Source organism: Streptomyces sp. NPDC047982, from assembly GCF_043204165.1.
Classification (GTDB): domain Bacteria; phylum Actinomycetota; class Actinomycetes; order Streptomycetales; family Streptomycetaceae; genus Streptomyces.
Genome location: NZ_JBIDBS010000004.1, coordinates 44,117 through 65,604, shown reverse-complemented (window position 1 = coordinate 65,604; position 21,488 = coordinate 44,117). Strand labels below are relative to the sequence as shown.

At 73.8% G+C, this 21,488-nt stretch carries 19 protein-coding genes and 1 riboswitch; of the genes, 11 read left to right on the top strand and 8 right to left on the bottom strand.

The window, feature by feature from the left end:
• Window positions 1-30: 30 nt before the first annotated feature.
• From cobO to ACGF2V_RS05805, 7 genes are all read right to left on the bottom strand, one after another.
• Window positions 31-630 carry a cob(I)yrinic acid a,c-diamide adenosyltransferase gene (gene cobO, locus ACGF2V_RS05835; RefSeq protein ID WP_362621352.1) on the bottom strand — a complete coding sequence of 200 codons (600 nt, stop codon included), beginning with the start codon at window positions 628-630 and terminating at the stop codon, window positions 31-33.
• A complete protein-coding gene (locus tag ACGF2V_RS05830) occupies window positions 630-2,645 on the bottom strand; it encodes a putative cobaltochelatase (protein ID WP_362621350.1) in 2,016 nt (671 codons plus the stop codon). The genes cobO and ACGF2V_RS05830 overlap by 1 nt, the downstream gene beginning before the upstream one ends.
• 133 nt (window positions 2,646-2,778) lie before the next feature.
• Window positions 2,779-6,441: a cobaltochelatase subunit CobN gene (gene cobN / locus ACGF2V_RS05825; RefSeq protein WP_362703669.1), complete on the bottom strand. Its 3,663-nt coding sequence runs from the start codon at window positions 6,439-6,441 to the stop codon at window positions 2,779-2,781.
• Window positions 6,438-7,979, bottom strand: a complete 1,542-nt coding sequence (locus ACGF2V_RS05820) for a cobyric acid synthase (RefSeq protein WP_362703666.1) — start codon at window positions 7,977-7,979, stop codon at window positions 6,438-6,440. The genes cobN and ACGF2V_RS05820 overlap by 4 nt, the downstream gene beginning before the upstream one ends.
• Window positions 7,976-9,055, bottom strand: a complete 1,080-nt coding sequence (locus ACGF2V_RS05815; protein ID WP_362703663.1) for a cobalamin biosynthesis protein — start codon at window positions 9,053-9,055, stop codon at window positions 7,976-7,978. The genes ACGF2V_RS05820 and ACGF2V_RS05815 overlap by 4 nt, the downstream gene beginning before the upstream one ends.
• Before the next feature lie 144 nt (window positions 9,056-9,199).
• Window positions 9,200-9,332: riboswitch (cobalamin riboswitch) on the bottom strand.
• A gap of 216 nt (window positions 9,333-9,548) precedes the next feature.
• On the bottom strand, window positions 9,549-9,779 hold the full coding sequence (locus ACGF2V_RS05810) for a hypothetical protein (protein WP_362621342.1): 231 nt from the start codon (window positions 9,777-9,779) through the stop codon (window positions 9,549-9,551).
• A gap of 98 nt (window positions 9,780-9,877) precedes the next feature.
• On the bottom strand, window positions 9,878-11,149 hold the full coding sequence (locus ACGF2V_RS05805; RefSeq protein WP_362621340.1) for an inorganic phosphate transporter: 1,272 nt from the start codon (window positions 11,147-11,149) through the stop codon (window positions 9,878-9,880).
• Between the two features lie 215 nt (window positions 11,150-11,364).
• Here ACGF2V_RS05805 and ACGF2V_RS05800 point away from each other — a divergent pair, with 215 nt between their 5' ends.
• The 6 genes from ACGF2V_RS05800 (at window position 11,365) to ACGF2V_RS05775 (ending at window position 18,158) form a co-directional block, all read left to right on the top strand.
• Window positions 11,365-12,024, top strand: a complete 660-nt coding sequence (locus ACGF2V_RS05800; RefSeq protein WP_362621338.1) for a class II aldolase/adducin family protein — start codon at window positions 11,365-11,367, stop codon at window positions 12,022-12,024.
• A 148-nt stretch (window positions 12,025-12,172) separates the two neighbouring features.
• Window positions 12,173-13,303, top strand: a complete 1,131-nt coding sequence (locus ACGF2V_RS05795; protein ID WP_362703661.1) for a hypothetical protein — start codon at window positions 12,173-12,175, stop codon at window positions 13,301-13,303.
• Between the two features lie 185 nt (window positions 13,304-13,488).
• Window positions 13,489-14,784: a hypothetical protein gene (locus tag ACGF2V_RS05790; RefSeq protein WP_362621434.1), complete on the top strand. Its 1,296-nt coding sequence runs from the start codon at window positions 13,489-13,491 to the stop codon at window positions 14,782-14,784.
• A gap of 248 nt (window positions 14,785-15,032) precedes the next feature.
• Window positions 15,033-16,631 carry an ABC-F family ATP-binding cassette domain-containing protein gene (locus ACGF2V_RS05785; protein ID WP_362621334.1) on the top strand — a complete coding sequence of 533 codons (1,599 nt, stop codon included), beginning with the start codon at window positions 15,033-15,035 and terminating at the stop codon, window positions 16,629-16,631.
• Between the two features lie 355 nt (window positions 16,632-16,986).
• Window positions 16,987-17,208 carry a helix-turn-helix domain-containing protein gene (locus ACGF2V_RS05780; protein WP_010987827.1) on the top strand — a complete coding sequence of 74 codons (222 nt, stop codon included), beginning with the start codon at window positions 16,987-16,989 and terminating at the stop codon, window positions 17,206-17,208.
• A gap of 158 nt (window positions 17,209-17,366) precedes the next feature.
• Window positions 17,367-18,158 (top strand): enoyl-CoA hydratase/isomerase family protein, encoded by a 792-nt coding sequence (locus ACGF2V_RS05775; RefSeq protein ID WP_362621331.1) that lies wholly within the window; start codon window positions 17,367-17,369, stop codon window positions 18,156-18,158.
• 103 nt (window positions 18,159-18,261) lie between these two features.
• On the opposite strand, the gene ACGF2V_RS05770 is transcribed toward ACGF2V_RS05775, so the two are convergent.
• Window positions 18,262-18,990, bottom strand: a complete 729-nt coding sequence (locus ACGF2V_RS05770) for a hypothetical protein (protein ID WP_362703658.1) — start codon at window positions 18,988-18,990, stop codon at window positions 18,262-18,264.
• 93 nt (window positions 18,991-19,083) lie between these two features.
• On the opposite strand from ACGF2V_RS05770, the gene ACGF2V_RS05765 reads away from it, so the two are divergent.
• From ACGF2V_RS05765 to amaP, 5 genes are all read left to right on the top strand, one after another.
• Window positions 19,084-19,551, top strand: coding sequence for an Asp23/Gls24 family envelope stress response protein (locus ACGF2V_RS05765; protein WP_362703655.1), 468 nt, complete (start codon window positions 19,084-19,086; stop codon window positions 19,549-19,551).
• 61 nt (window positions 19,552-19,612) lie between these two features.
• Window positions 19,613-19,804, top strand: a complete 192-nt coding sequence (locus ACGF2V_RS05760) for a hypothetical protein (protein WP_362621325.1) — start codon at window positions 19,613-19,615, stop codon at window positions 19,802-19,804.
• A complete protein-coding gene (locus ACGF2V_RS05755; RefSeq protein ID WP_362703652.1) occupies window positions 19,801-20,151 on the top strand; it encodes a hypothetical protein in 351 nt (116 codons plus the stop codon). Before ACGF2V_RS05760 ends, ACGF2V_RS05755 begins: the two co-directional genes overlap by 4 nt.
• A complete protein-coding gene (locus ACGF2V_RS05750) occupies window positions 20,148-20,834 on the top strand; it encodes a DUF6286 domain-containing protein (RefSeq protein ID WP_362703649.1) in 687 nt (228 codons plus the stop codon). Before ACGF2V_RS05755 ends, ACGF2V_RS05750 begins: the two co-directional genes overlap by 4 nt.
• Window positions 20,831-21,418 (top strand): alkaline shock response membrane anchor protein AmaP, encoded by a 588-nt coding sequence (gene amaP / locus ACGF2V_RS05745; RefSeq protein WP_362621319.1) that lies wholly within the window; start codon window positions 20,831-20,833, stop codon window positions 21,416-21,418. Before ACGF2V_RS05750 ends, amaP begins: the two co-directional genes overlap by 4 nt.
• The last annotated feature ends 70 nt before the right edge of the window (window positions 21,419-21,488 follow it).

Here is a 21,488-nt window from a genome sequence, read left to right as displayed (position 1 = left end):
TTCTCCCACGGCCGATCGTGGGCGAGGCCGTCACCATTCGATGCCCCGCTGACCCTTCTGACCGGCGTCCATCGGGTGCTTGACCTTCGACATGTCGGTCACCAGATCGGCGGCGTCCACCAGCTCCTGCGGCGCGTTGCGGCCGGTGATGACGACGTGCTGCGTACCGGGACGGCTCCGCAGCACCTCGACCACCTCGGCCGTGTCGACCCAGCCCCAGTGCATCGGGTACGCGAACTCGTCGAGGACGTACAGCCGGTACGTCTCGGCGGCCAGGTCGCGCCTGACCTGCTCCCAGCCCTCCCGGGCCGCCTCCTCGTTGTTCAGCTGCCGGTCGCGCTGCACCCACGACCAGCCCTCGCCCATCTTGTGCCAGGCGACGGTGCCGCCCTCGCCACTGGCGCCGAGGACCTTCAGCGCGTTCTCCTCACCGACCTTCCACTTCGCCGACTTGACGAACTGGAAGACCCCGATCGGCCAGCCCTGATTCCAGGCGCGCAGGGCGAGCCCGAAGGCCGCCGTCGACTTCCCCTTCCCGATGCCGGTGTGCACCACCAGCAGCGGACGGTTGCGGCGCTGACGGGTGGTGAGCCCGTCGTCCGGCACCGTCACCGGCTGTCCCTTCGGCATTACGCCGCCCTCCTGTCGGTTCCCCGGACGTCCTTGACCAGACCCGCGATCGAGTCGGCCCGCAGCTCGTCGAGCGTGACGGCGACCGATCCCAGATCGCGGGCGAGGCCCGCCGCGAGCCCGAGCCGCACCGGGCCCGACTCGCAGTCCACGACGACGGAGGCGGTGCCCTGCGCCGCGTGCAGCCGCGCCGCCCGCGACGCCAGCGCCACCGGCTCCGGCCCGCCGGTCGCCCGGCCGTCGGTCACCACGACCAGCAGCGGACGCCGCGACGGATCGCGCAACCGCTCCACCCGCAGCACCTCATGGGCCTTCAACAGCCCGGCCGCGACGGGGGTGCGCCCGCCCGTCGGCAGCTTCTCCAGCCGGGCCGCCGCCGCGTCCACCGACGACGTCGGCGGCAGCGCCACCTCGGCGTCCCGGCCCCGGAAGGTGATCAGCCCGACCTTGTCCCGCCGCTGGTACGCGTCCAGCAGCAGCGACAGGACCGCGCCCTTCACGGCGCCCATCCGCTGCCGGGCGGCCATCGACCCGGAGGCGTCCACCACGAACAGCACCAGGTTGCCCTCGCGCCCCTCCCGGGTCGCCTGCCGCAGATCGTCCCGCCGCACCACCAGCCCCGGCCCCGACCGGCCGCGCGCCCGCTGGTGCGGGGCCGCGGCCCGAACGGTCGCCGCCAGGTGCAGCGCGGTCAGGGCGCCGCGCGGACGCCGCGCGCCGGTGGTGCGCCCGTGCTCGGTACGCGCCCGGGAGCGCCGTCCCGCCGCGCCCTCACCCAGACCGGGCACGCTCAGCGTCTTCGCGCGGAACGGTTCGGCGGCCGGCACGGGCCGCTGCTCGCCGCCGGACGAGCGCCCCCGCCCCTGCTCGCCGCCCTGCTCGGGAACGGCGGGGTCGGGCGCGTCACCGGCCTTTGCGTCGGGCCGCGGCGGAGTGTCCGGGCCGTCGCCCCGCGGGGGCCGGCCGCCGCCGTCGGGGCCGTCCGGGTCCGGTTCGTCGTCCTCGCCGCCGTGCTGTTCCAGCGCCTCGTCGAGCCTGTCCTCGTCCAGGCCCGGAGCGTCGAACGGGTTGCGCCTGCGGCGGTGGGGGAGTGCGAGCAGGGCGGCCTGCCGCACGTCCTCGGCCAGCACGTCCGTACGCCCCGCCCAGGCGGCCAGCGCGGTGGCGGTCCGCGCCATCACGATGTCCGCGCGCATCCCGTCCACCTCGAACGCCGCGCAGGTCGCCGCGATCTGCCGCAACGCCCCGTCCCCGAGCCGCACACCGGGAAGCAGCGCCCGCGCGGCGGCGATCCGCGCCCGCAACGCCGCCTCCTCCTCGGCCCACTCGGCGGCGAAGGCGGCGGGATCGGCGTCGTACGCGAGGCGCCGGCGCACGACCTCGACGCGCTGGTCGGTGTCCCGGGACGCGGCGACCTCGACGGTCAGCCCGAACCGGTCCAGCAACTGCGGCCGCAGTTCGCCCTCTTCGGGGTTCATCGTGCCGACGAGCAGGAACCGCGCGGCATGCCGTACGGAGACGCCCTCGCGCTCCACGTACGAGGCGCCCATGGCCGCCGCGTCCAGCAGCAGGTCAACGAGATGGTCGTGGAGCAGGTTGACCTCGTCGACGTACAGGATCCCGCGATGGGCGTCGGCCAGCAGCCCCGGCTCGAACGCCTTCACGCCCTCGGACAGCGCCCGCTCGATGTCGAGCGCGCCGACCAGCCGGTCCTCGGACGCGCCGACGGGCAGCTCCACCGTCCGGGCATCCCGCTCCGTACCGGACCCGGCCGCGTGCGGGCCGTCCGGGCACGCCGGATCGGGCGACGCGGGGTCGCACGAGAACCGGCACCCCGGGACGACGGCGACCCGCGGCATGAGCGCGGCGAGCGCCCGTACGGCGGTGGACTTGGCGGTGCCCTTCTCGCCCCGCACCAGCACGCCGCCGACCGCGGGCGAGACCGCGTTCAGCAGCAGCCCGAGCCGTAGATCGTGCTGCCCGACGAGGGCGGTGAAGGGGTACGGCGTGCTCACGATGCCTCCTTGGATGAACGGCGTGATGTCGCTGCCCCCGGCGCGGGGGAGGGGAGCCCCCCGGCGCCCGCCCGTCGCCCGTCGGGCCGCCTGCGGGCGCCCGCCCATCGCCCTCCGGGGTGTGTCCGCGCGCTCACTCGTCGCCCTCCAGATCGCCTTCGAGCTCCAGGTACGTGGCCCGCAGCCGCTCCAGGGTCTGTGCGTCCGGCTCCGCCCACAGCCCGCGCTCGGCCGCTTCCAGCAGCCGCTCCGAGATCCCGCGCAGCGCCCAGGGGTTGGACTTCTTCATGAAGTCGCGATTGGTGTCGTCGAAGACGTACTCGGCCGACAGCTTCTCGTACATCCAGTCGTCGACGACCCCGGCCGTGGCGTCGTACCCGAAGAGGTAGTCCACGGTCGCGGCCATCTCGAAGGCGCCCTTGTACCCGTGGCGCCGCATCGCCGCCATCCACCGCGGGTTCACCACCCGCGCCCGGAACACCCGGTGCGTCTCCTCGCCCAGCGTCCGGGTCCTGACCTGGTCCGGCACGGCGCTGTCACCGACGTACGCCTCGGGAGACCCGCCGGTCAGATGCCGCACCATGGCGACCATGCCGCCGTGGTACTGGAAGTAGTCGTCCGCGTCGACCAGGTCGTGCTCGCGCGTGTCGACGTTCTTCGCCGCCACCGCGATCCGCCGGAACGCCGTCTCCATGTCCCCGCGCGCCGCCCGCCCGTCGAGCCCGCGCCCGTACGCGTAACCGCCCCACACCGCGTACACCTCGGCCAGGTCCGCGTCCGACCGCCAGTTCCGGGCGTCGATCAGCGGCAGCAGCCCCGCCCCGTACGCCCCCGGCTTCGAACCGAAGACCCGGGCCGTGGCCCGGCGCCGGTCGCCATGGACCGCCGTGTCCTCGTCGGCATGCGCTCGCACGTAGTTGGACCCGGCCGGCTCGTCCAGCTCCGCCACCGCGCGTACCGCGTCGTCGATCAGGCCCACCACGTGCGGGAACGCGTCCCGGAAGAACCCGGAGATCCGCACCGTCACATCGATGCGCGGACGCCCCAGCTCGCTCAGGGGCACCACCTCGAACCCGGTCACCCGGCGCGAGGCGTCGTCCCACACCGGACGGCAGCCCAGCAGCGCCAGGATCTCGGCGATGTCGTCGCCCTGCGTACGCATCGCGGACGTGCCCCACACGGTCAGGCCCACCGACTTCGGGTACCCGCCCGTGTCCGCGAGATAGCGGGCGATCAGCGAGTCCGCCAACGACTGCCCGACCTCCCAGCTCAGCCGGGACGGGATCGCCTTCGGGTCCACCGAGTAGAAGTTCCGGCCCGTCGGCAGCACGTTGACCAGCCCGCGCGTCGGCGAGCCGGACGGACCCGCCGGGACGAAACCGCCGCGCAGCGCCCGCAGGATGTGACCGATCTCGTCCGTCGTCCGCGCCAGCCGCGGCACGACCTCCTCGCACGCGAAGCCCAGCACCGCGACCGCGTCCGGGAGTTCGGAGCCCAGTACCTCCCGCACCAGCCTCGCCGCACCCGCCACGTCCCAGCCGCGCTCCTCCATGCCCTCCGCGAGCCGCCGGCACAGCTGCTCCAGCAGATCGATCGCGTCCGCGCCGGTGCGCGCCGGGCCGTCGACCAGCCCGGTCAGCTCCGCCGGCACCTTCACCCGGGCGCCCGGCTCGGCCAGCAACTCCCGTTCGCTCAGCCCGAAATGAGCGGCGATCGAGGCCCGCAGACCCGGCAGCGCGTTCACCGTGCCGCCCCATACCTGGGACGCGCGCAGCACCGCCAGCACCAGGTTGACCCGTGCCTCGCCGACCGGACCGCCGCCCAGGACGTGCAGGCCGTCGCGGATCTGGACGTCCTTGATCTCACACAGGTAGCCGTCGATGTGCATGACGAACGAGTCGAACTCGTCCTCGTCCGGCTGCTCGTCGACATGCAGGTCGTGGTGCAGCTCGGCGGCCTTCACCAGCGTCCAGATCTGCGCCCGCACCGCCGGGGCCTTCGCCGGGTCCAGATCGCTGACCAGCGCGTACTCGTCGAGCAGTTGCTCCAGCTTGGCCAGGTCGCCGTAGGTGTCGGCACGCGCCATCGGCGGCACCAGGTGGTCCACGACCGTGGCGTGCCCGCGCCGCTTGGCCTGGGTGCCCTCGCCCGGGTCGTTGACGATGAACGGGTAGACCAGCGGCAGTTCGCCCAGCACCGCGTCCGGGCCGCAGCCCGCGGACAGGCCCAGGCCCTTGCCCGGCAGCCACTCCATCGTGCCGTGCTTGCCCATGTGCACGACGGCGTCCGCGCCGAACGCGTTCTCCAGCCAGCGGTACGTCGCCATGTAGTGGTGCGACGGCGGCATGTCCGGGTCGTGGTAGATCGCGATCGGGTTCTCCCCGAAACCGCGCGGCGGCTGGATCAGCACCACCACGTTCCTGAACCGGAGCGAGGCCAGGACGATCTCGTCGCCGTCCACGTACAGCGAGCCCGGCGGCTCGCCCCAGTGCTCCAGCATCGAGTCCCGCAGCCGCGGGTCCAGCGTCTCGAACCAGGACCGGTAGTCGGCCAGCGGTACCCGGGCGGGCGCGGCGGCGAGCTGTTCCTCGGTCAGCCACTCCACGTCGTGGCCACCGGCCTCGATGAGCCGGTGGATCAGCTCGTCGCCGTTGTCCGGATACCCGTCGACCCCGTAACCGGCGCCGCGCAGGGCGTCCAGGACCCGCACCGCCGACGCGGGCGTGTCCAGGCCGACCGCGTTGCCGACCCGGGAGTGCTTGGTCGGGTAGGCGGTGAAGACCAGGGCGATCCGCTTCTCGGCATTCGGCTTGTGCCGCAGCGCGGCGTGCCGCACCGCGATCCCGGCGACCCGCGCGGCCCGTTCCGGGTCGGCCCGGTACACCGGCACGTCGTCGGGGCCCTGCTCCTTGAAGGAGAACGGCACGGTGATCAGCCGGCCGTCGAACTCGGGGATCGCCACCTGCATCGCCGCGTCCATCGGGGACAGCGCGGCGTCCGACGCCTCCCACGCGGCGCGGGTGGAGGTCAGGCACAGGCCCTGGAGCACCGGGACGTCCAGCTCCGCGAGCGCGCCGATGTCCCACGCCTCCTCCTCGCCCCCGGCCGAGGCGTCCGAGGCGCGCGTGCCGCCCGCCGCCAGGACCGTGGCGACCAGGGCGTCCGCCCGGCCCAGCAGCTCGTACAGACCGGCGTCCGCGCCGCGCAGCGAACCGCAGTACACGGGCAGGGCGTTGGCACCGCGCGCCTCGACCGCGTCGCACAGCACGTCCACGAACGAGGTGTTCCCGGACAGCTCGTGCGCCCGGTAGAACAGCACCCCGACCGTCGGGCGGCCCTCGACGAACTCCCGGTCGCCGCGCACGCCCCACTCCGGCATCCGCTGCGGCCCGGCGAAGCCGTGACCGGTCAGCAGCACCGTGTCGGAGAGGAAGCGGGCCAGCTCCACCAGGTTGCCGGGCCCGCCCTCCACGAGGTAGCGCAGCGCTTCCGAGACGACCCCGGCGGGTACGGACGACTCGGCCATCAGCTCCGCGTCCGGCACGGTCTCGCCACCCAGCAGCACGGTCGGGATGCCGGACGCGCGCAGCACGGCCAGTCCGTCCTCCCAGGCGCGCCTGCCGCCGAGGAGACGGACGACGGCGACCGAGGAGCCCTCGATCAGCGTGGGCAGATCCTCGTGGACATCGATCCGGGTGGGGTTGCCGATCCGGTACGGCGCGCCGGAGGCGCGGGCGGCGAGCAGGTCCGTGTCGGCGGTCGACAGCAACAGCACGGTGCTCGTGGGGGCGTTCATACGCGTGCTCCAGGTGCTCCGGGGGCGATGAAGGGAAGTCCGGACGGTGCGCCCGACTCGATGAGCCGGAGCAGCGCGTCGGTGTCCGCGTGTTCTTCGACCAGGTCGCCGAGACGGTCGAGCTGTTCCTCGCGCAGCTCGGCGAAACGGGTGTCGGGGGCGGGGACGAAACGCCGGCCGGCGGCGCGTGCCACCTCGGCCAGGAAACGGCGGCGGAACGCGTCGCTCTCCAGCGAGCCGTGCCAGTGGGTGCCCCACACGGCTCCGGCCCGGCAGCCGTCCAGGGCGCGCCCCCGGCCGTCGGTGAAGAACGGCTCGCCGCCGCGCACGTCGGCGACGCCGTGGTGGATCTCGTAGCCCTCGACCGGTGCGCCGAGCGCCTCCCCGACGGGCCGGGCCAGCGTCTTCTCGCGGTCGAAGCGGACGCGCAGCGGCAGCAGACCGAGCCCGTCGACGTGACCGGCCCGCGACTCGACCTCGTCCTCGATGTGCTCGCCGAGGACCTGGTAGCCGCCGCAGATCCCGAGGACGGGCCGGCCCTCGGCGGCGCGCCGGGCCAGGGCGTCGGCGAGCCGGCGCTCGCGCAGCCAGGCCAGCGCCTTGACGGTGCCCCGGGTGCCCGGCACGACGACCAGGTCGGCGTCGGCCAGTTCCTCGGCGCGGTCCACGAAACGGACGACGACGCCCGGTTCGGCGGCCAGCGCGTCCACGTCGGTGAAGTTGGACATCAGGGGCACGGCGCACACCGCGACGCGCAGCACGTCCTCGCCGTGCGGCGGCGCGATCACGGACTCGCGCACGGCACCGCGCAACGAGACCCGCAGTCCGTCCTCCTCGTCGATGCCGAGCCCGTGCGCGAAGGGCAGCACCCCGTACGTCGGGCGGCCCGTGACCTCGCGCAGCATGTCCAGGCCGGGCTCCAGCAGCGACACGTCGCCGCGGAACTTGTTCACGAGATAGCCCGCGACCAGCGCCTGGTCCTCGGCGCAGAGCAGCGCCGTCGTGCCGAAGAACGACGCGAAGACGCCGCCGCGATCGATGTCCCCGACCACCACCACCGGGAAGCGTGCCGCCCGGGCGATGCCCATGTTCACGATGTCCGTGTGCCGCAGATTGATCTCGGCCGGGCTGCCCGCGCCCTCGCAGATCACCGCGTCGTACGTGCTCCGCAGCCGCTCCAGGCAGTCCACGACCGTGCCGAGCAGGGCCTCCTGCCTGCCGCCGTGGTAGCCGCGGGCGCTCATCTCGCCCACCGGCCTGCCCATCAGGACGACCTGGCTGGAGCGGTCCCCGCCGGGCTTGAGCAGCACCGGGTTCATCAGCGCGGACGGCTCCACCCGGGCGGCCGCGGCCTGCATGGCCTGGGCGCGACCGATCTCGGCGCCCTCCCGGGTGACGTAGGAGTTCAGCGACATGTTCTGCGCCTTGAAGGGCGCCACTTTCACGCCCCGGCGCGCGAGCCAGCGGCAGATGCCCGCCGTGACGACGCTCTTGCCCGCGTCCGAGGTGGTCCCGGCGACCAGGAGTCCGCCGCTCATGTCCGTCTCCGTCCTGCGATCAGGCGTTCCGCGACCGTGAGGGGCGCGGTTCGTGCGGTCCGTGCGCCGCTCATGCCCGCGAGCCGCGCCCCCGCGATCCCTCGCCGTCCCGTGCCCCGTACGTCCGCGAGCCGTCGCGCGGCGAGGCCCGCGCCCAGCCGTGCGGCCACGCACGCGCCGAGGGCCAGCACGCCCACCCGGCGCGACAGCCGCACCGCGCGCTCGATGTCCGCGGTCTCCACCGCCCGCCCGGTGGCCCCGTTCAGCACGGGGCGGTGCTCGACCCGGCCTCCGTACGCCAGCGTCCCGCCCAGCCGCACACCCAGCGCGCCCGCGAACGACGCCTCCACCGGGCCCGCGTTGGGGCTCGGGTGCTTCGCCGCGTCGGCCCGCCAGGCCCGTACCGCCTCGCGCGGCCGTCCGCCCGCGACCACGGCGAGCAGGGCGGTCAGCCGGGCGCCGGGCCAGCCGGCGAGGTCGTCGAGTCGGGCCGAGGCCCAGCCGTAGCGCCGGTGACGGGGCGACGTGTGGCCGACCATCGCGTCCAGGGTGTTGACCGCGCGGAAGCCGACGAGGCCGGGAACACCGGCCAGCGCCCCCCACACGAGGGCGCCGACCACGGCGTCCGAGGTGTTCTCGGCGACGGACTCCACCACGGCGCGGGCGATCTGCGGCCCGTCGAGGGAGTGAGGGTCGCGCCCGCACAGATGCGGCAGGCGTTCCCGGGCCACCTCGACGTCCCCGGCGGCCAGGGCACCGCCGATGGCCCGCGCCTCCCGCCCCAGCGAGGTGCCGCCGACCACGGACCAGGTGGCGGCCGCGGTCAGCGCGACGGAGGCGGCGGGGTGACGGCGTACAGCACGGGCGAGCAGCGCCGCACCGCCCACGGCGCCGCCGGCGCAGACGAGGGTGTGCAGCGCGCCCCACCCGCGGTGGTCGCGCCACAGACGGCGCTCGACGCCCGCCGCGGCCCGCCCGAAGGCGGCGACCGGGTGCCTCCTGCGGGGGTCACCGAGCAGCAGATCGCCGATCAGGCCGACTGTGGCGCCGTACGCGAATACGCGATCGGCACGCATGGCTCAGCCGGCCGTCGCGCCTCGGAGGACCTTCGTACGGGCGGCTCTCGGCGAGAGCGGCACAGGAATGGACGCACGGCTGCCAGGCATGGAGATATGTCCTCACTCAGGGTCCGCGCCCTGGTTCGACGTGACCGGCGACGAGAGTCTCCTGGCTCCCGGATCCGCGATTCCCCCGGCCTTCCAGCCCGCTCGCGCGTGCCGTGACTTCCCGGTGTGGGGGACCGCTCCCCGGTGACAGTGGCGGGACCGCGCCGGATTCGCACCGGCTTCCTCTGCTGTCGCCGTAAATGGCTCCGGCAGTCCACCACGCTCCGCGAACGCCCGTCAACTAGCCGTTGACCTGCGGCGGCGCAGTGTGTTGAGGCCCACATCCGGGCGGGGGCACCACGACGGGCCGGACGCGCGAGGCGTGTCCGGCCCGTCGGAGAGCGAAGAACAGCGAGGAAAGAAGAGGTGAAGAGGTGAAGAGGGGTGGGCGGAGAGGCGGGGCTCAGGCGACGATCAGATAGATCCCGTACGCGACCGCCGCCGCGCACAGCGCGAAGCAGGCGTACGCGCCCGCGCGTGCCAGCACCCGTGATCCGCCGGAGCCGCCCTGAGCCGCCGGTTCCGGCTGCTTGGCGAGGCCGACGATGCCCAGGGTGAAGACGCCCACCAGCGCGACGGTGACGACGAGCGACACACCGAAGACGGAGCCGAGGGCTGCCCAGTCGATATTCATGCTGATTCCTTAGACGGTCTGCGGACGGTCCGCGTGATCGGCCTGGTGCCGTGACCAGTAAACGTTGCCGGGAGGGGCAAACGTTGCCGGGAGGGGCACTAGACGGCGGCGGGACGCGCCGGGTCCTGGGCGGGGGGCGCCGGCGTGGTCGGGATGATGGTCACGAGGTCCTGCGCCCCGGCGGTGGCCGCGACGGTGGGCGGCGGGCTGACGGCGGCGATGGCCGTGGTGACCACGCCCGCGGGCTCGACGGCGCTCTCGGAGGGCGCGACGTCGTCGTGACCGACCGGCTTGCGGCGCGACACCAGCCAGATCGCGGCGGAGCCCACGACCAGCAGCGCCGCGACGACGACGACGCCCCAGGTGCCCTGCTGGGTCAGGAGCTCGGCGCCCGCGCCGACCAGACCCGCGGCGGGCAGGGTCAGACCCCACGCGACGAACATCCGGGTGGCGGTGGACCAGCGGACCACGCCGCCCTGGCGGCCGAGGCCCGCGCCCATCACGGCGCCGGAGCAGGACTGGGTGGTGGACAGGGAGAAGCCGAGGTGCGAGGAGGCGAGGATGACCGTGGCCGCGCTGGTCTGGGCGGCGAAGCCCTGCGGCGGCCTGAGGTCGGTGAGGCCGCTGCCCATGGTGCGGATGATGCGCCAGCCGCCCAGGTAGGTGCCGAGCGCGATGGCCATACCGGCGGAGACGATGACCCAGACCGGCGGGTTGGCGCCGGGGTTCAGCACACCGCCGGTGACCAGGGCCAGGGTGATGATGCCCATGGTCTTCTGCGCGTCGTTGGTGCCGTGGGCGAGGGAGACCAGTCCGGCCGAGGCGATCTGACCGGCGCGGTAGCCCTTGGCGGTGGCCTTCTCCTGGGCCTCGTCACGGATCTTGCCCCCGATCCGGTACGTGAGCCGCGTGGCCAGCAGGGCGGCCACACCGGCGACGATCGGGGCGGCGACCGCGGGGATCAGCACCTTCGTGACGACCGTGCCGCCGTTGACCGAGGACCAGCCGGCCGACATGACCGCGGCGCCGATCAGGCCGCCGAACAGGGCGTGCGAGGAACTGGACGGCAGCCCGACCAGCCAGGTCAGCAGATTCCACAGGATGGCGCCGACGAGTGCCGCGAAGATGACCTCCGTGCGCAGCCCGTCCTCGTTGATGATCCCCCCGGAGATCGTCTTGGCGACCTCCACGGACAGGAACGCGCCGACGAGGTTGAGAACGGCGGACATGGCCACCGCGGTCTTCGGTTTGAGTGCGCCGGTCGAGATGGTGGTGGCCATCGCGTTGGCGGTGTCATGGAAACCGTTCGTGAAATCGAACACTAGAGCTGTCACGATCACAATCGCGAGAAGCAGCGTGATGTGTTCCATTTACCCAGGCAATCGTTCGACGTCATTGGCAGGTTGACGGTAGGCAACTTTGGTGAACAGGAGATGAACTGAACAGGGCTTCACGGTGTCTCCAGGGGCATTTGGGGGGTCGATTCCGGCTGCTCCGGCCGCCGCCGGCGCGTCGTCGTCACTCTTTGTGATTGATTCGGTCGTTGGTGTGTACGTACACCCGGCGGGCTGACAGGATCGCCGCTATGAGCGATCAGCAACGGGACGCGATCGAACGGGCCCGGACCGAGGTCGTCGCGACCGCCCGCAGGACGGCGGTGGACGGGCTCGTCGTCGGGACGTCGGGCAACGTGTCGGCGCGGGTCGGCGACACGATCCTGGTCACGCCGAGCGGCGTGCCGTACGACCGGCTCGGCCCGAAGGACGTGGTCGGCGTCGATCCGGAGGGAAACCGCGTCCTCGGCGTACTGGCCCCCACCAGCGAACTCCCGCTCCATCTCGCGGTCTACCGGAACAGCGACGCGGCGGCTGTCGTGCACACCCACGCGGTGCACGCCACGGCGGTCTCCACCCTGGTCACCGAGGTCCCGTCGATCCACTACGCCGCCGCCATGCTCGGGGGACCGGTACGGGTCGCGGCCTACGCGCGCTACGGGACCGAGGAACTGGCCGCGAACATGCTCGACGCCCTGCGCGACCGCACCGGCTGCCTGCTCCGGAACCACGGAACCGTCACCCACGGTGCCACCCTGGACGAGGCGTACGACCGAACCGCGCAGCTGGAATGGCTCTGCCGGCTCTGGCTCACCGCCAGCTCCGTACCCGGACTCTCCCCGCACCTGCTCACCCCGGCCCAGCTGGACGACGTGCGGGAGGCGCTGAAGGGATACGGGCAACGACGCTGACCTCGCCGCCCGCCGCCCGCCGCCCGCCGCCCGCCGCCCGCCGACGGACGGCCCTTGCCCCCGCCGACCGCCGACCCGCTCCACCCCTGCCACCCGGACGGACCCCGTCCGGGTGGCAGGGCGCGCACCGCCCCACCAGACTGGAGCGGTGCGCCCGGCAACAGTCACGGCAGCAGCCGTCACCACGATCCTCGGCCTCGGTGCGGCAGCGGTCGCGGCCGGAAGGCGCGCGGGCGCCGCCGCCCTGAGGACACCGTCCGCCGGGCGGCCGCTCCCCGCCGACAGGGGACTCACCGTGCACGCCACGGCGGCCGGCCGGGTCACCCTGACCCGCTCCTTCACCTCCCTGCGGCCCGGGACGTACGGACTGGTGGGCGACGGCCTCCACGCCGTCGTCGGCCCCGTGGTCGAGCACGCCCACCACGCCCCCGACACCGTCGTCCGCAGACTGGAACGCGTCGACCGGGGAAGCCTGGAGCCCGGCGACAAGGTCCGGATCACGCCCCAGCTGCACAGCGGGGACCCCTCCTCGGCGCTCGGCCTCGACCACGAGGAGGTCGAGATCCCCGGCGAACTGGGAGCTCTGCCCGCCTGGTTCGTGCCCGGCCCCCGCGACACCTGGGTCATCACCGTGCACGGCCTCGGCACCACCAGGGAACACCCCATGAACCTCATGGCGTTCCTGCACGACCTGTGCCTGCCCGTCCTCGACCTGGCCTACCGCGGGGACCCCGGGGCCCCGCGCTCCCCGGACGGCCTCGCCCACCTCGGCGAGTCCGAGTGGCGCGACCTGGACGCGGCGATCCGCTTCGCCGTCCGGTACGGGGCGCAGAACGTCGTCCTGCACGGCTGGTCCACCGGCGCCTCGATGGCACTGCACGCGGCCGTCGGCTCCGCGCTCCGCGACCGGATCAGCGGCCTCGTCCTCGACTCCCCGGTACTGGACTGGGCCACCACGCTGCGCGCCCTGGCCGTCGCCCGGGGCGTTCCGGCCGCCCTGCTGCCGCTCGCCGTCCGGGCCGCCCAGGGGCAGACCGGCCTGTACGGCGCCCGCCTCCTGGACGACTCCCTCGCGTCGGCCCTGCGCGCCCCGACACTGATCTTCCACGGCCCGGACGACACCCTGGCCCCCTGGCAGCCGTCCCGCGACCTCGCCGCCCGCCGCCCGGAACTGATCGCTCTGAGCACCGTGCCGCAGGCTCCGCATGCGGCAATGTGGAACGCCGACCCGGACCACTACGAGGAGACGCTGCGCCGCTTCCTCACGCCCCTCATGTGACCCGATGCGCGGGATCGGACGATTGGTTCAAGACCCCGTCCACCACCGCGTCCACCGGGAATTCGGGTTCCGTTTGGGCTTTCGGGCCGTCAGGGGCAAGACTGCTCTTCGTGACGTCCCGTACCCCGCGCGACTCCAGGCTCAGACTTGTCCGCCCGCGACCCCTCGCCACCGCTCGCAAGGCCGTGACCACCCGGCGCACCAGGCCGACGCCCCGCCCTCCGGAGGGCACCCCGCCCCGGGCGGAACTCGCCCGCCAGGCGAGGGCGGTCCTCGCCGACGCCGTACGGATCGCCCGCTGGGCGGCCGACGACGCGGTCCCGGGCGCGCCGCCCCCGGCCGCCCAGGCTCTCCAAGGGGCCGCGACGGCCCTGGAACTCTCCCCGGCCCAGGTGCGCTCCGGCTGGGACCGGGCCCGTCTCGCCGGTCTCGTGGAACTGCACGGCGCCGCCGCGCGCCCCGGCTGGCGGCTGCGTGCCTGGGACCGCGACGACTCCGCCGTGCTGCGCGGCTGGGTGGCGCTGTTCGACGCCTGGTCCCTGGTCCACCCGGCGCCCGACGACGTCGAGGCCACCGCGGTCGCCGAGACCGTCGAGGCGGTGCCCCAGGTGCTCTCCCTCCTCCAGCTCTCGGCCGGCCCGGTCGCCGTGCCCGCCCTCCTGGACCTCCTCGAACAGCGCGTCGCGGAACTCCACGAGGAGCGCTGCCTGGTGCCGTACGAGCCGTCGCCCGAACCGGTTCCCGCCGCGCACCCGACCGCCCTGGTCGCCCGGCTCCTCGACTGGGCCCTGGAGGGACTGGCCGCCGTCGGCGCGCTCACCCTCGGCGCCGGGCACGCCACCCTCACCCCGCTCGGCAACTGGGCGGTATGGGTCAAGCTGGAACAGATCTGCGTCGCCGCCCAGAGCCCGGCGGGCAACATCGAGCAGTCCGCCGCCGACATGCTGCACGGCTGCGCCCGGCTCACCCCGGGCCCGGCCCGCGACGAATACCGCGCCTGGCTCGCCGCCCGCCCGGTGGGCAGCGCCGTCGCCGAACTCCTCGCCGTCGCCCGTGGCGAGGACGCCCTGCTGCGCGGGCTCGCCTTCGAGGCGCTCCGCGTCGTCGGCGCACCCGCCGAGCCCGAGGTCCGCTCCGTCCTCGACGACTCCTCGCTGCGCCCCTACGCGCTGCTGTGGCTGGCCGAGTACGAGGGCGCCGACCCCGAGGACGCCCAGGACGTCCTCAGCCGGGAGGAGGCCACCTGGCTCTGGGTGGACACCGCGGCGGCCGTCGCCGACCACGGCGAGAGCGGGCTGCTGGTCCGCCACCTCGACTCGGCCGTCCAGGGCACCGTGCCCGCGCTCCTTTCCGAGGTACGGGCCGTCGGCCATCCGCGCACCGTGCAGGTGCTGGTCGCCCTGGCCGCCGCCCACCCGGACCCGGCCCTGGCCAAGGCGGTGCGCCGGGCCGCGTTCCAGGTGCACACCGGCGGCGTCTGACGCCGACGGCCTCCCCGGGCCCGCCGGGGAGGCCGTCCGGCCGCCGTCCCGCGTGGAACCGTGCGGCGGAGCGGGCCGGGCCGGTGCCGGAGGGGTGGCGGGTGCCCGTCTCCGGCGGACGAGGAAATCCGGTTGCACACCGCCAGTAGAATGAGCCGCATGGCGATGCTCCTTGCGCATGAGTGACGGCGTCGAGACGACTCCGCCCTCGCCCCGTCCGCCGTCCGTTCCCGCCCTGGAGTTTTACCGTGATCACCGCTTCCGGCATCGAGTTGCGCGCCGGCGCCCGCATCCTCATCGAGTCCGCCTCCTTCCGCATCGCCAAGGGCGACCGCATCGGCCTCGTCGGCCGTAACGGGGCGGGCAAGACCACCCTCACCAAGTGCCTCGCGGGCGAGGGCACCCCCGCCGGCGGCACCATCACCCGCTCCGGAGAGGTCGGCTACCTCCCGCAGGACCCGCGCACCGGCGACCTCGACGTGCGCGCCCGTGACCGCATCCTCTCCGCCCGCGGCCTCGACGAGATCCTGCGCAAGATGCGGGAGAACGAGGACCGGATGGCGAACGGCAAGGGCGCCACCCGCGAGAAGGCGATGAAGAAGTACGAGCGCCTGGAGACGGAGTTCCTCACCAAGGGCGGGTACGCCGCCGAGGCCGAGGCCGCCACCATCGCCGCCGCGCTCAGCCTGCCCGACCGGGTGCTCGGGCAGCCGCTGCACACGCTCTCCGGTGGCCAGCGCCGCCGCGTGGAGCTGGCCCGCATCCTGTTCTCGGACGCCGACATCCTGCTGCTCGACGAGCCGACGAACCACCTCGACGCCGACTCGATCGTCTGGCTGCGCGACTACCTGAAGAACTACCGCGGCGGCTTCGTCGTGATCTCCCACGACGTCGAGCTCGTCGACACCGTGGTCAACAAGGTTTTCTACCTCGATGCCAACCGGTCGCAGATCGACATCTACAACATGGGCTGGAAGCTTTACCAGCAGCAGCGCGAGGCCGACGAGAAGCGTCGCAAGCGGGAGCGGCAGAACGCCGAGAAGAAGGCCGCGGCTCTCAACTCGCAGGCCGACAAGATGCGCGCCAAGGCGACCAAGACCGTCGCCGCGCAGAACATGGCCAAGCGCGCCGAGCGGCTGCTGTCCGGCCTGGAGGCCGTGCGGGTCGCCGACAAGGTCGCCAAGCTGCGCTTCCCCGAGCCCGCCCCGTGCGGCAGGACCCCGTTGATGGCGGAGGGTCTGTCCAAGTCGTACGGCTCCCTCGAGATCTTCACCGACGTGGACCTCGCCATCGACAAGGGCTCCCGGGTCGTCATCCTCGGCCTCAACGGCGCGGGCAAGACCACGCTGCTGCGGCTCCTCGGCGGCGCGGAGAAGCCCGACACCGGCCAGGTCGTCGAGGGGCACGGACTCAAGCTCGGCTACTACGCCCAGGAGCACGAGACCCTCGACCCGGAGCGCACGGTCCTGGAGAACATGCGCTCGGCGGCCCCCGACCTCGATCTCGTCGACGTCCGCAAGACACTGGGCTCGTTCCTCTTCTCCGGCGACGACGTCGACAAGCCCGCGGGCGTGCTCTCCGGCGGCGAGAAGACCCGTCTCGCGCTGGCCACGCTGGTGGTGTCCTCCGCCAACGTGCTGCTCCTGGACGAGCCGACGAACAACCTCGACCCGGCCAGCCGCGAGGAGATCCTCGGCGCGCTGCGCACGTACAAGGGCGCCGTCGTCCTCGTCACGCACGACGAGGGCGCGGTCGAGGCCCTCCAGCCGGAGCGCATCATCCTGCTGCCGGACGGGGTCGAGGACCTGTGGGGAGCGGAGTACCAGGACCTGGTCGCCCTGGCCTGACCCCGGCGGGCCGCCGGCGCGGCCCGCCCGTGATCCACTTCCTCTGGATCATTCGGCTCATGCGTGCTCCGTCATCTGCGTGAGTGCGTCTCGTACCGGGTCGTCGGTGCCCGGCGGACAGTTGCCCCGTGCACCCATTTGGGGGATACGGCCCCCGTGCGGCCCTGACCTGGCCGTTCCTTTCCTGACCTGGCCGCGCCCGCCTCCAGAGCCCTGAGGAATACGCGATTCCGAAGGGTCCGGACCGTTTCCCCGCCCGGAATCCGGTTGCGCGGACCTTGTCGAATGGGTGGCCAGGAAGCCCCCGAGGGGTGATCATGAGAGTCCAGAGCGCACTTCCCATGAGGAGGCACGGGTGGCCGAGACTCTGAAGAAGGGCAGCCGGGTGACCGGCGCCGCGCGCGACAAGCTCGCGGCAGACCTGAAGAAGAAGTACGACTCCGGTGCGAGCATCCGGGCGTTGGCCGAAGAGACCGGCCGCTCCTACGGATTCGTCCACCGGATGCTCAGCGAGTCCGGCGTCACGCTGCGCGGACGCGGCGGGGCGACACGGGGCAAGAAGGCCACCACGGCCTGAGGCTTCGCGGATCGGGGCGGGTCGTCCGGACCCGCCCCGGGCTCACCGGCTTCGGCGGTGCCCACCCGGTCGGTCGTGGTGTCGACCGGGTGGTTACTGTTCAGTCACTTAGCTCGGCATGCTGCTCGGCAAGCTGACTGATCGATCCGGAGGCCCCCATGACGTCGCTCGACTCCGTGCTCGACAAGGACGGCGTACGACTCACCGTCGACGACGCGGTCGCCACGGTGACCCTCACCAATCCGGCCAAGCGCAACGTCCAGTCTCCCGCTCTGTGGCGGGCGTTGACGGAGGCCGGACGGGCGCTGCCCGGCACGGTGCGGGTCGTCGTGCTCCGTGGCGAGGGCAAGTCCTTCTCCGCGGGCCTCGACCGTCAGGCGTTCACCCCCGAGGGGTTCGAGGGCGAGCCGTCCTTCTTCGACATGGCACGCGGTACGGACGCCGAGCTCGACGCGATCATTGCCGAGTACCAGGAGGCGTTCACCTGGTGGCGCCGCAACGACATCGTGTCCGTGGCGGCGGTTCAGGGGCATGCGATCGGTGCCGGGTTCCAGCTCGCCCTCGCCTGCGATCTGCGGATCGTCGCGCAGGACGTGCAGTTCGCCATGCGCGAGACCAGCCTGGGACTGGTCCCCGACCTCACCGGCACCCATCCCTTGGTGCACCTGGTGGGGTACGCTCGCGCGCTGGAGATCTGCGCCACGGGCCGCTTCGTGCACGCCGAGGAGGCCGAGCGCACCGGCCTGGCCAATCTGGTGGTTCCCGTCGGCGAGCTGGACGCCGCGGCCCGCGACCTGGCCGCCGCGCTGCTGGCCGCCCCGCGCGACGCGGTGGTGGAGACCAAAGCGCTGCTGGGTGGGGCCGTCTCCCGCGGTTACGAGGAGCAGCGTGCCGCCGAACGCGCCGCTCAGGCTCGCCGCCTGCGCGACCTGGCGGGCATCACCGACTGACCACCGGAGCGGTCGTCTCCGGGCGGACCGGATCGTCCGGCCCGCCCGGGCGCGGGGCGGCCACAGTGCATGAGCGGGCCGCGGCCCGTCACGAGCCGGCCTGTCACGAGTCCGAACCCCGGGCGCACGGGCGCGTCACGGGTCGGTGGGCGCGGTCGCCACCACCGCCGTGACCAGCACGGCCGGCCACCGAGGGCCGGCCCGGCACGGCGTCCGTCACCGCGCCCCGCACCGCACGTGCCACGTCCAGCACCCGGTGGCCCCGCTCCGTAGCCAGTTCGACCCGTACGTATCCGGGCGCCGTGTGCACGGCCTCACCCAGCACCCGGGTCAGCGTCGCGACACCGGGCACGCCCGCGGCGACGGTCCCGGCCACCCCCTCCGGCTTCGCCGCACGTACACCGGCCGCCCCGAGCGGCGCGGTCGCACGCGGTGCGGGCGGCGAGTCCAGCAGCTCCGTCACCCGCAGGTCCACCTCGGACACCACCAGGCCCAGGTGCCGGTCGGCCGCCGAGAGCAGCGCCGTGCGCAGTGTTCCGGCCGCAGCGGGCAGCGGCCGGCCGGAGAGCGCCGCCATGGTCGCCTCCATCCGCAGCCGCGCCTTTGGGGCCGCGTCCGGATCGGCCGAACGGATCCTCAGTTCGCCGAGCACCGGCATGGGACCCGGCCCCGGCCCGTTCACCGCCTCCCGCAGCACCGCGACCGCCGCCCGCTCCGCGATCCAGGACCCGTCCTCCGGTCCGCCCCGGGGAAGCAGCCGCCCCAGGCCGGTCCGCCGCCGGATCGTCGCCGCCCATGTGTCGTCCCCGTGCGGGCCGTCAGCCGTCGTCATCCGCCCAGCCTGCCGTATCCATGGCGCGAGATGATGCAAGCACGCCTAATGTGGACAAAGAGGTCAAACCGGGCTCTGAAGGGAAGAGTGGCGATGACCGACACCACACAGCGGGTCCGTCCCGAGAACCCCGACAAGGAACCGGGCAGGCCCATCAAGCGGGGCGGGGGAGACCCCGCCACCCGTGGTCGTACGACCATCGCGGACGGCGTGGTCGAGAAGATCGCGGGCATGGCGGCGCGGGACGTGGACGGTGTCCATGCGACGGGCAGCGGGCTCTCGCGCACGTTCGGGGCGGTGCGCGACCGGGTACCGGGCGGCGGCAGGTCCGTCACCCGGGGTGTGAAGGCTGAGGTCGGCGAGTCGCAGACCGCGCTCGACCTGGACATCGTCGTCGACTACGGGGTGGCGATCGCCGAGGTCGCCCGAGACGTGCGGGAGAACGTCATCGCGGCGGTCGAGCGGATGACCAGCCTGGAAGTCGTCGAGGTCAACATCGCGGTGAGCGACGTGAAGCTGCCCGACGAACCCGACGAGGAGCCCGAGCCACGCCTCCAGTAGACGTCCGAGGCGGAGGTCCGCGGAGGGGCCGGGCGGTCCCGAAGCAGTTGAGGAGCGCACGATGAGCATGGCGATGGTCGGCATGGTGGCCGGCATGGCGCTCGCATTCGCCGGGTATTTCGGCGGATTCGGGGCATTCCTGCTGGTGGCGGCCTTGGGAGCGGTCGGCTTCGTTCTCGGCCGGTTCCTGGAGGGCGATCTGGAGCCCGGTGAGTTCTTCCGGGGTCGCGAGCGCGGCGACCGACGGCGGTGACGGCGTCGTCGGGGGCGGGCGGCCGGGTGGCCGCCGGTGAGCGCGGAGAGACCACGATCGCCGACCGGGTGGTCGCGAAGATCGCCGCGCAGGCGGCGAAGGAGGCGATCGACGAGCCGCCGGAGGAGGGCACCTCGCCGCGCGCCACGGTCACGGTGCGCCGGGGCACCGCCCGGGTGCGCATCAGCCTGGAACTCGCCTACCCCACGGACATCGGCCGCCAGTGCGGCGGGGTGCGCCGGCACGTCACCGAGCGGGTGAGGGCGTTGGCGGGGATGGAGACGCCGGAGGTCGCCGTGCGGGTCGAGCGCCTGCGTCCGGCGGCGGCGGTCGGGAGGCTGCGATGACCGGGGCCCGTCATCGGCGGCACGGCACCGGGCGCCCGCCCGACGACCGCCCCGGCGACGGGAGCGATGTGCTCGCACCCGACCGGTCCGGCGCGCCCGCCACGCACGACCCGGTGCCCGCGCGACGCGGGCGCGGCGCCCGGGCGGGCCGCTTCTGGTCCGTGCGACGTCTCCCCGCGGCGCTGATCGCCCTGGTGGTCCTCGGCTGTGCGGGACTGCTGCTCTACGACATGGCGGCGGTACGGGCGGGCCGGCCGGCGATGCGGTGGCGCCGGGTGCTGGCCCGCGAACTCGCGGACCGGCCGCTGCACGACGTGTGGGTGCTGACCGGCGCGGCCGTCGCCGTGGCGATCGGCCTGTGGCTGCTCGTGCTCGCTCTCACCCCGGGGCTTCGCGGCCTGTTGCCGATGCGCCGGGACCGCCCCGGGGTACGGGCCGGTCTCGACCGTCAGGCGGCGGCACTGGTCCTGCGCGACCGGGCCGCCGAGGTGTCCGGGGTGCGCTCGGTGCGGGTCCGGATGGGCCGCAGGCGGGTCCGTGTGCGCGCGGTGTCGCACTTCCGTGACCTGGACGACGTACGGGCCGACCTGGACACCGTCCTCGGCACCGGCATCGGGGAACTGGGGCTGGCCCGGAAGCCGCGCGTGAGTCTGTCCGTCCGCCGTCCCGCGAAGAGGGGGTGAGCCCGTTGCTCAGGACCGTCAACCGGGTACTGCTCGGTCTGGCCGGACTCGTGCTGATCTGTGGTGGTGGAGCGGTGCTCGCCGCCGGGCTCGGTCTGTCCGTGCCGTCCTGGTGGCCCTGGCACGGCGGGGACGACGTGCTGCTCGGCGCGGCCGACCAGGTCCGCCGGCGCGCCGGGGGCTGGTGGTGGCCGGCGGTGATGGCGGGCCTCGCCGTCGTGGTCGTCCTCGCCTTGTGGTGGCTGATGGCCCAGGCGCGCCGCGCCCGTCTCGCCGAGGTGCTGGTGGACAGCGGCGACGGCGAGGGGGCGCTGCTGCGCGGCCGGGCCCTGGAGTCGGTGCTCGCCGACGAGGCGGCGGCCCTGGACGGGGTGGCCCGCGCCCGGGTCGCGCTGACCGGCCGCCGCCACGCGCCGCGTGCTGCGGTGCGGCTCCTGATGGAGCCGCACGCGACACCGGACGAGGCGCTCGGCCGCCTCACCGACGAGGCGCTGGCCCATGCGCGGGACTCGGCCGGGCTGGCCGCGCTGCCCGCAGAGGTACGGCTCGGGGCGGTCCGACACCCCGAGGAACGGGTGAGCTGACGGCAGCGGACGCAGCCGCTGCCGCGGTCGTTCCCCGATCGGCGGACCCGTTCCGGAAAACCGTTCCCCG

What these genes read in the sequence shown, in the direction of transcription:
- cobO (WP_362621352.1), bottom strand. Translation starts at nt 630, where the DNA reads ATGCCGAAGGGACAGCCGGTGACGGTGCCGGACGACGGGCTCACCACC.
- cobN (WP_362703669.1), bottom strand. Translation starts at nt 6,441, where the DNA reads ATGAACGCCCCCACGAGCACCGTGCTGTTGCTGTCGACCGCCGACACG.
- ACGF2V_RS05820 (WP_362703666.1), bottom strand. Translation starts at nt 7,979, where the DNA reads ATGAGCGGCGGACTCCTGGTCGCCGGGACCACCTCGGACGCGGGCAAG.
- ACGF2V_RS05815 (WP_362703663.1), bottom strand. Translation starts at nt 9,055, where the DNA reads ATGCGTGCCGATCGCGTATTCGCGTACGGCGCCACAGTCGGCCTGATC.
- ACGF2V_RS05810 (WP_362621342.1), bottom strand. Translation starts at nt 9,779, where the DNA reads ATGAATATCGACTGGGCAGCCCTCGGCTCCGTCTTCGGTGTGTCGCTC.
- ACGF2V_RS05805 (WP_362621340.1), bottom strand. Translation starts at nt 11,149, where the DNA reads ATGGAACACATCACGCTGCTTCTCGCGATTGTGATCGTGACAGCTCTA.
- ACGF2V_RS05800 (WP_362621338.1), top strand. Translation starts at nt 11,365, where the DNA reads ATGAGCGATCAGCAACGGGACGCGATCGAACGGGCCCGGACCGAGGTC.
- ACGF2V_RS05775 (WP_362621331.1), top strand. Translation starts at nt 17,367, where the DNA reads ATGACGTCGCTCGACTCCGTGCTCGACAAGGACGGCGTACGACTCACC.
- ACGF2V_RS05770 (WP_362703658.1), bottom strand. Translation starts at nt 18,990, where the DNA reads ATGACGACGGCTGACGGCCCGCACGGGGACGACACATGGGCGGCGACG.
- ACGF2V_RS05765 (WP_362703655.1), top strand. Translation starts at nt 19,084, where the DNA reads ATGACCGACACCACACAGCGGGTCCGTCCCGAGAACCCCGACAAGGAA.
- ACGF2V_RS05760 (WP_362621325.1), top strand. Translation starts at nt 19,613, where the DNA reads ATGAGCATGGCGATGGTCGGCATGGTGGCCGGCATGGCGCTCGCATTC.
- ACGF2V_RS05750 (WP_362703649.1), top strand. Translation starts at nt 20,148, where the DNA reads ATGACCGGGGCCCGTCATCGGCGGCACGGCACCGGGCGCCCGCCCGAC.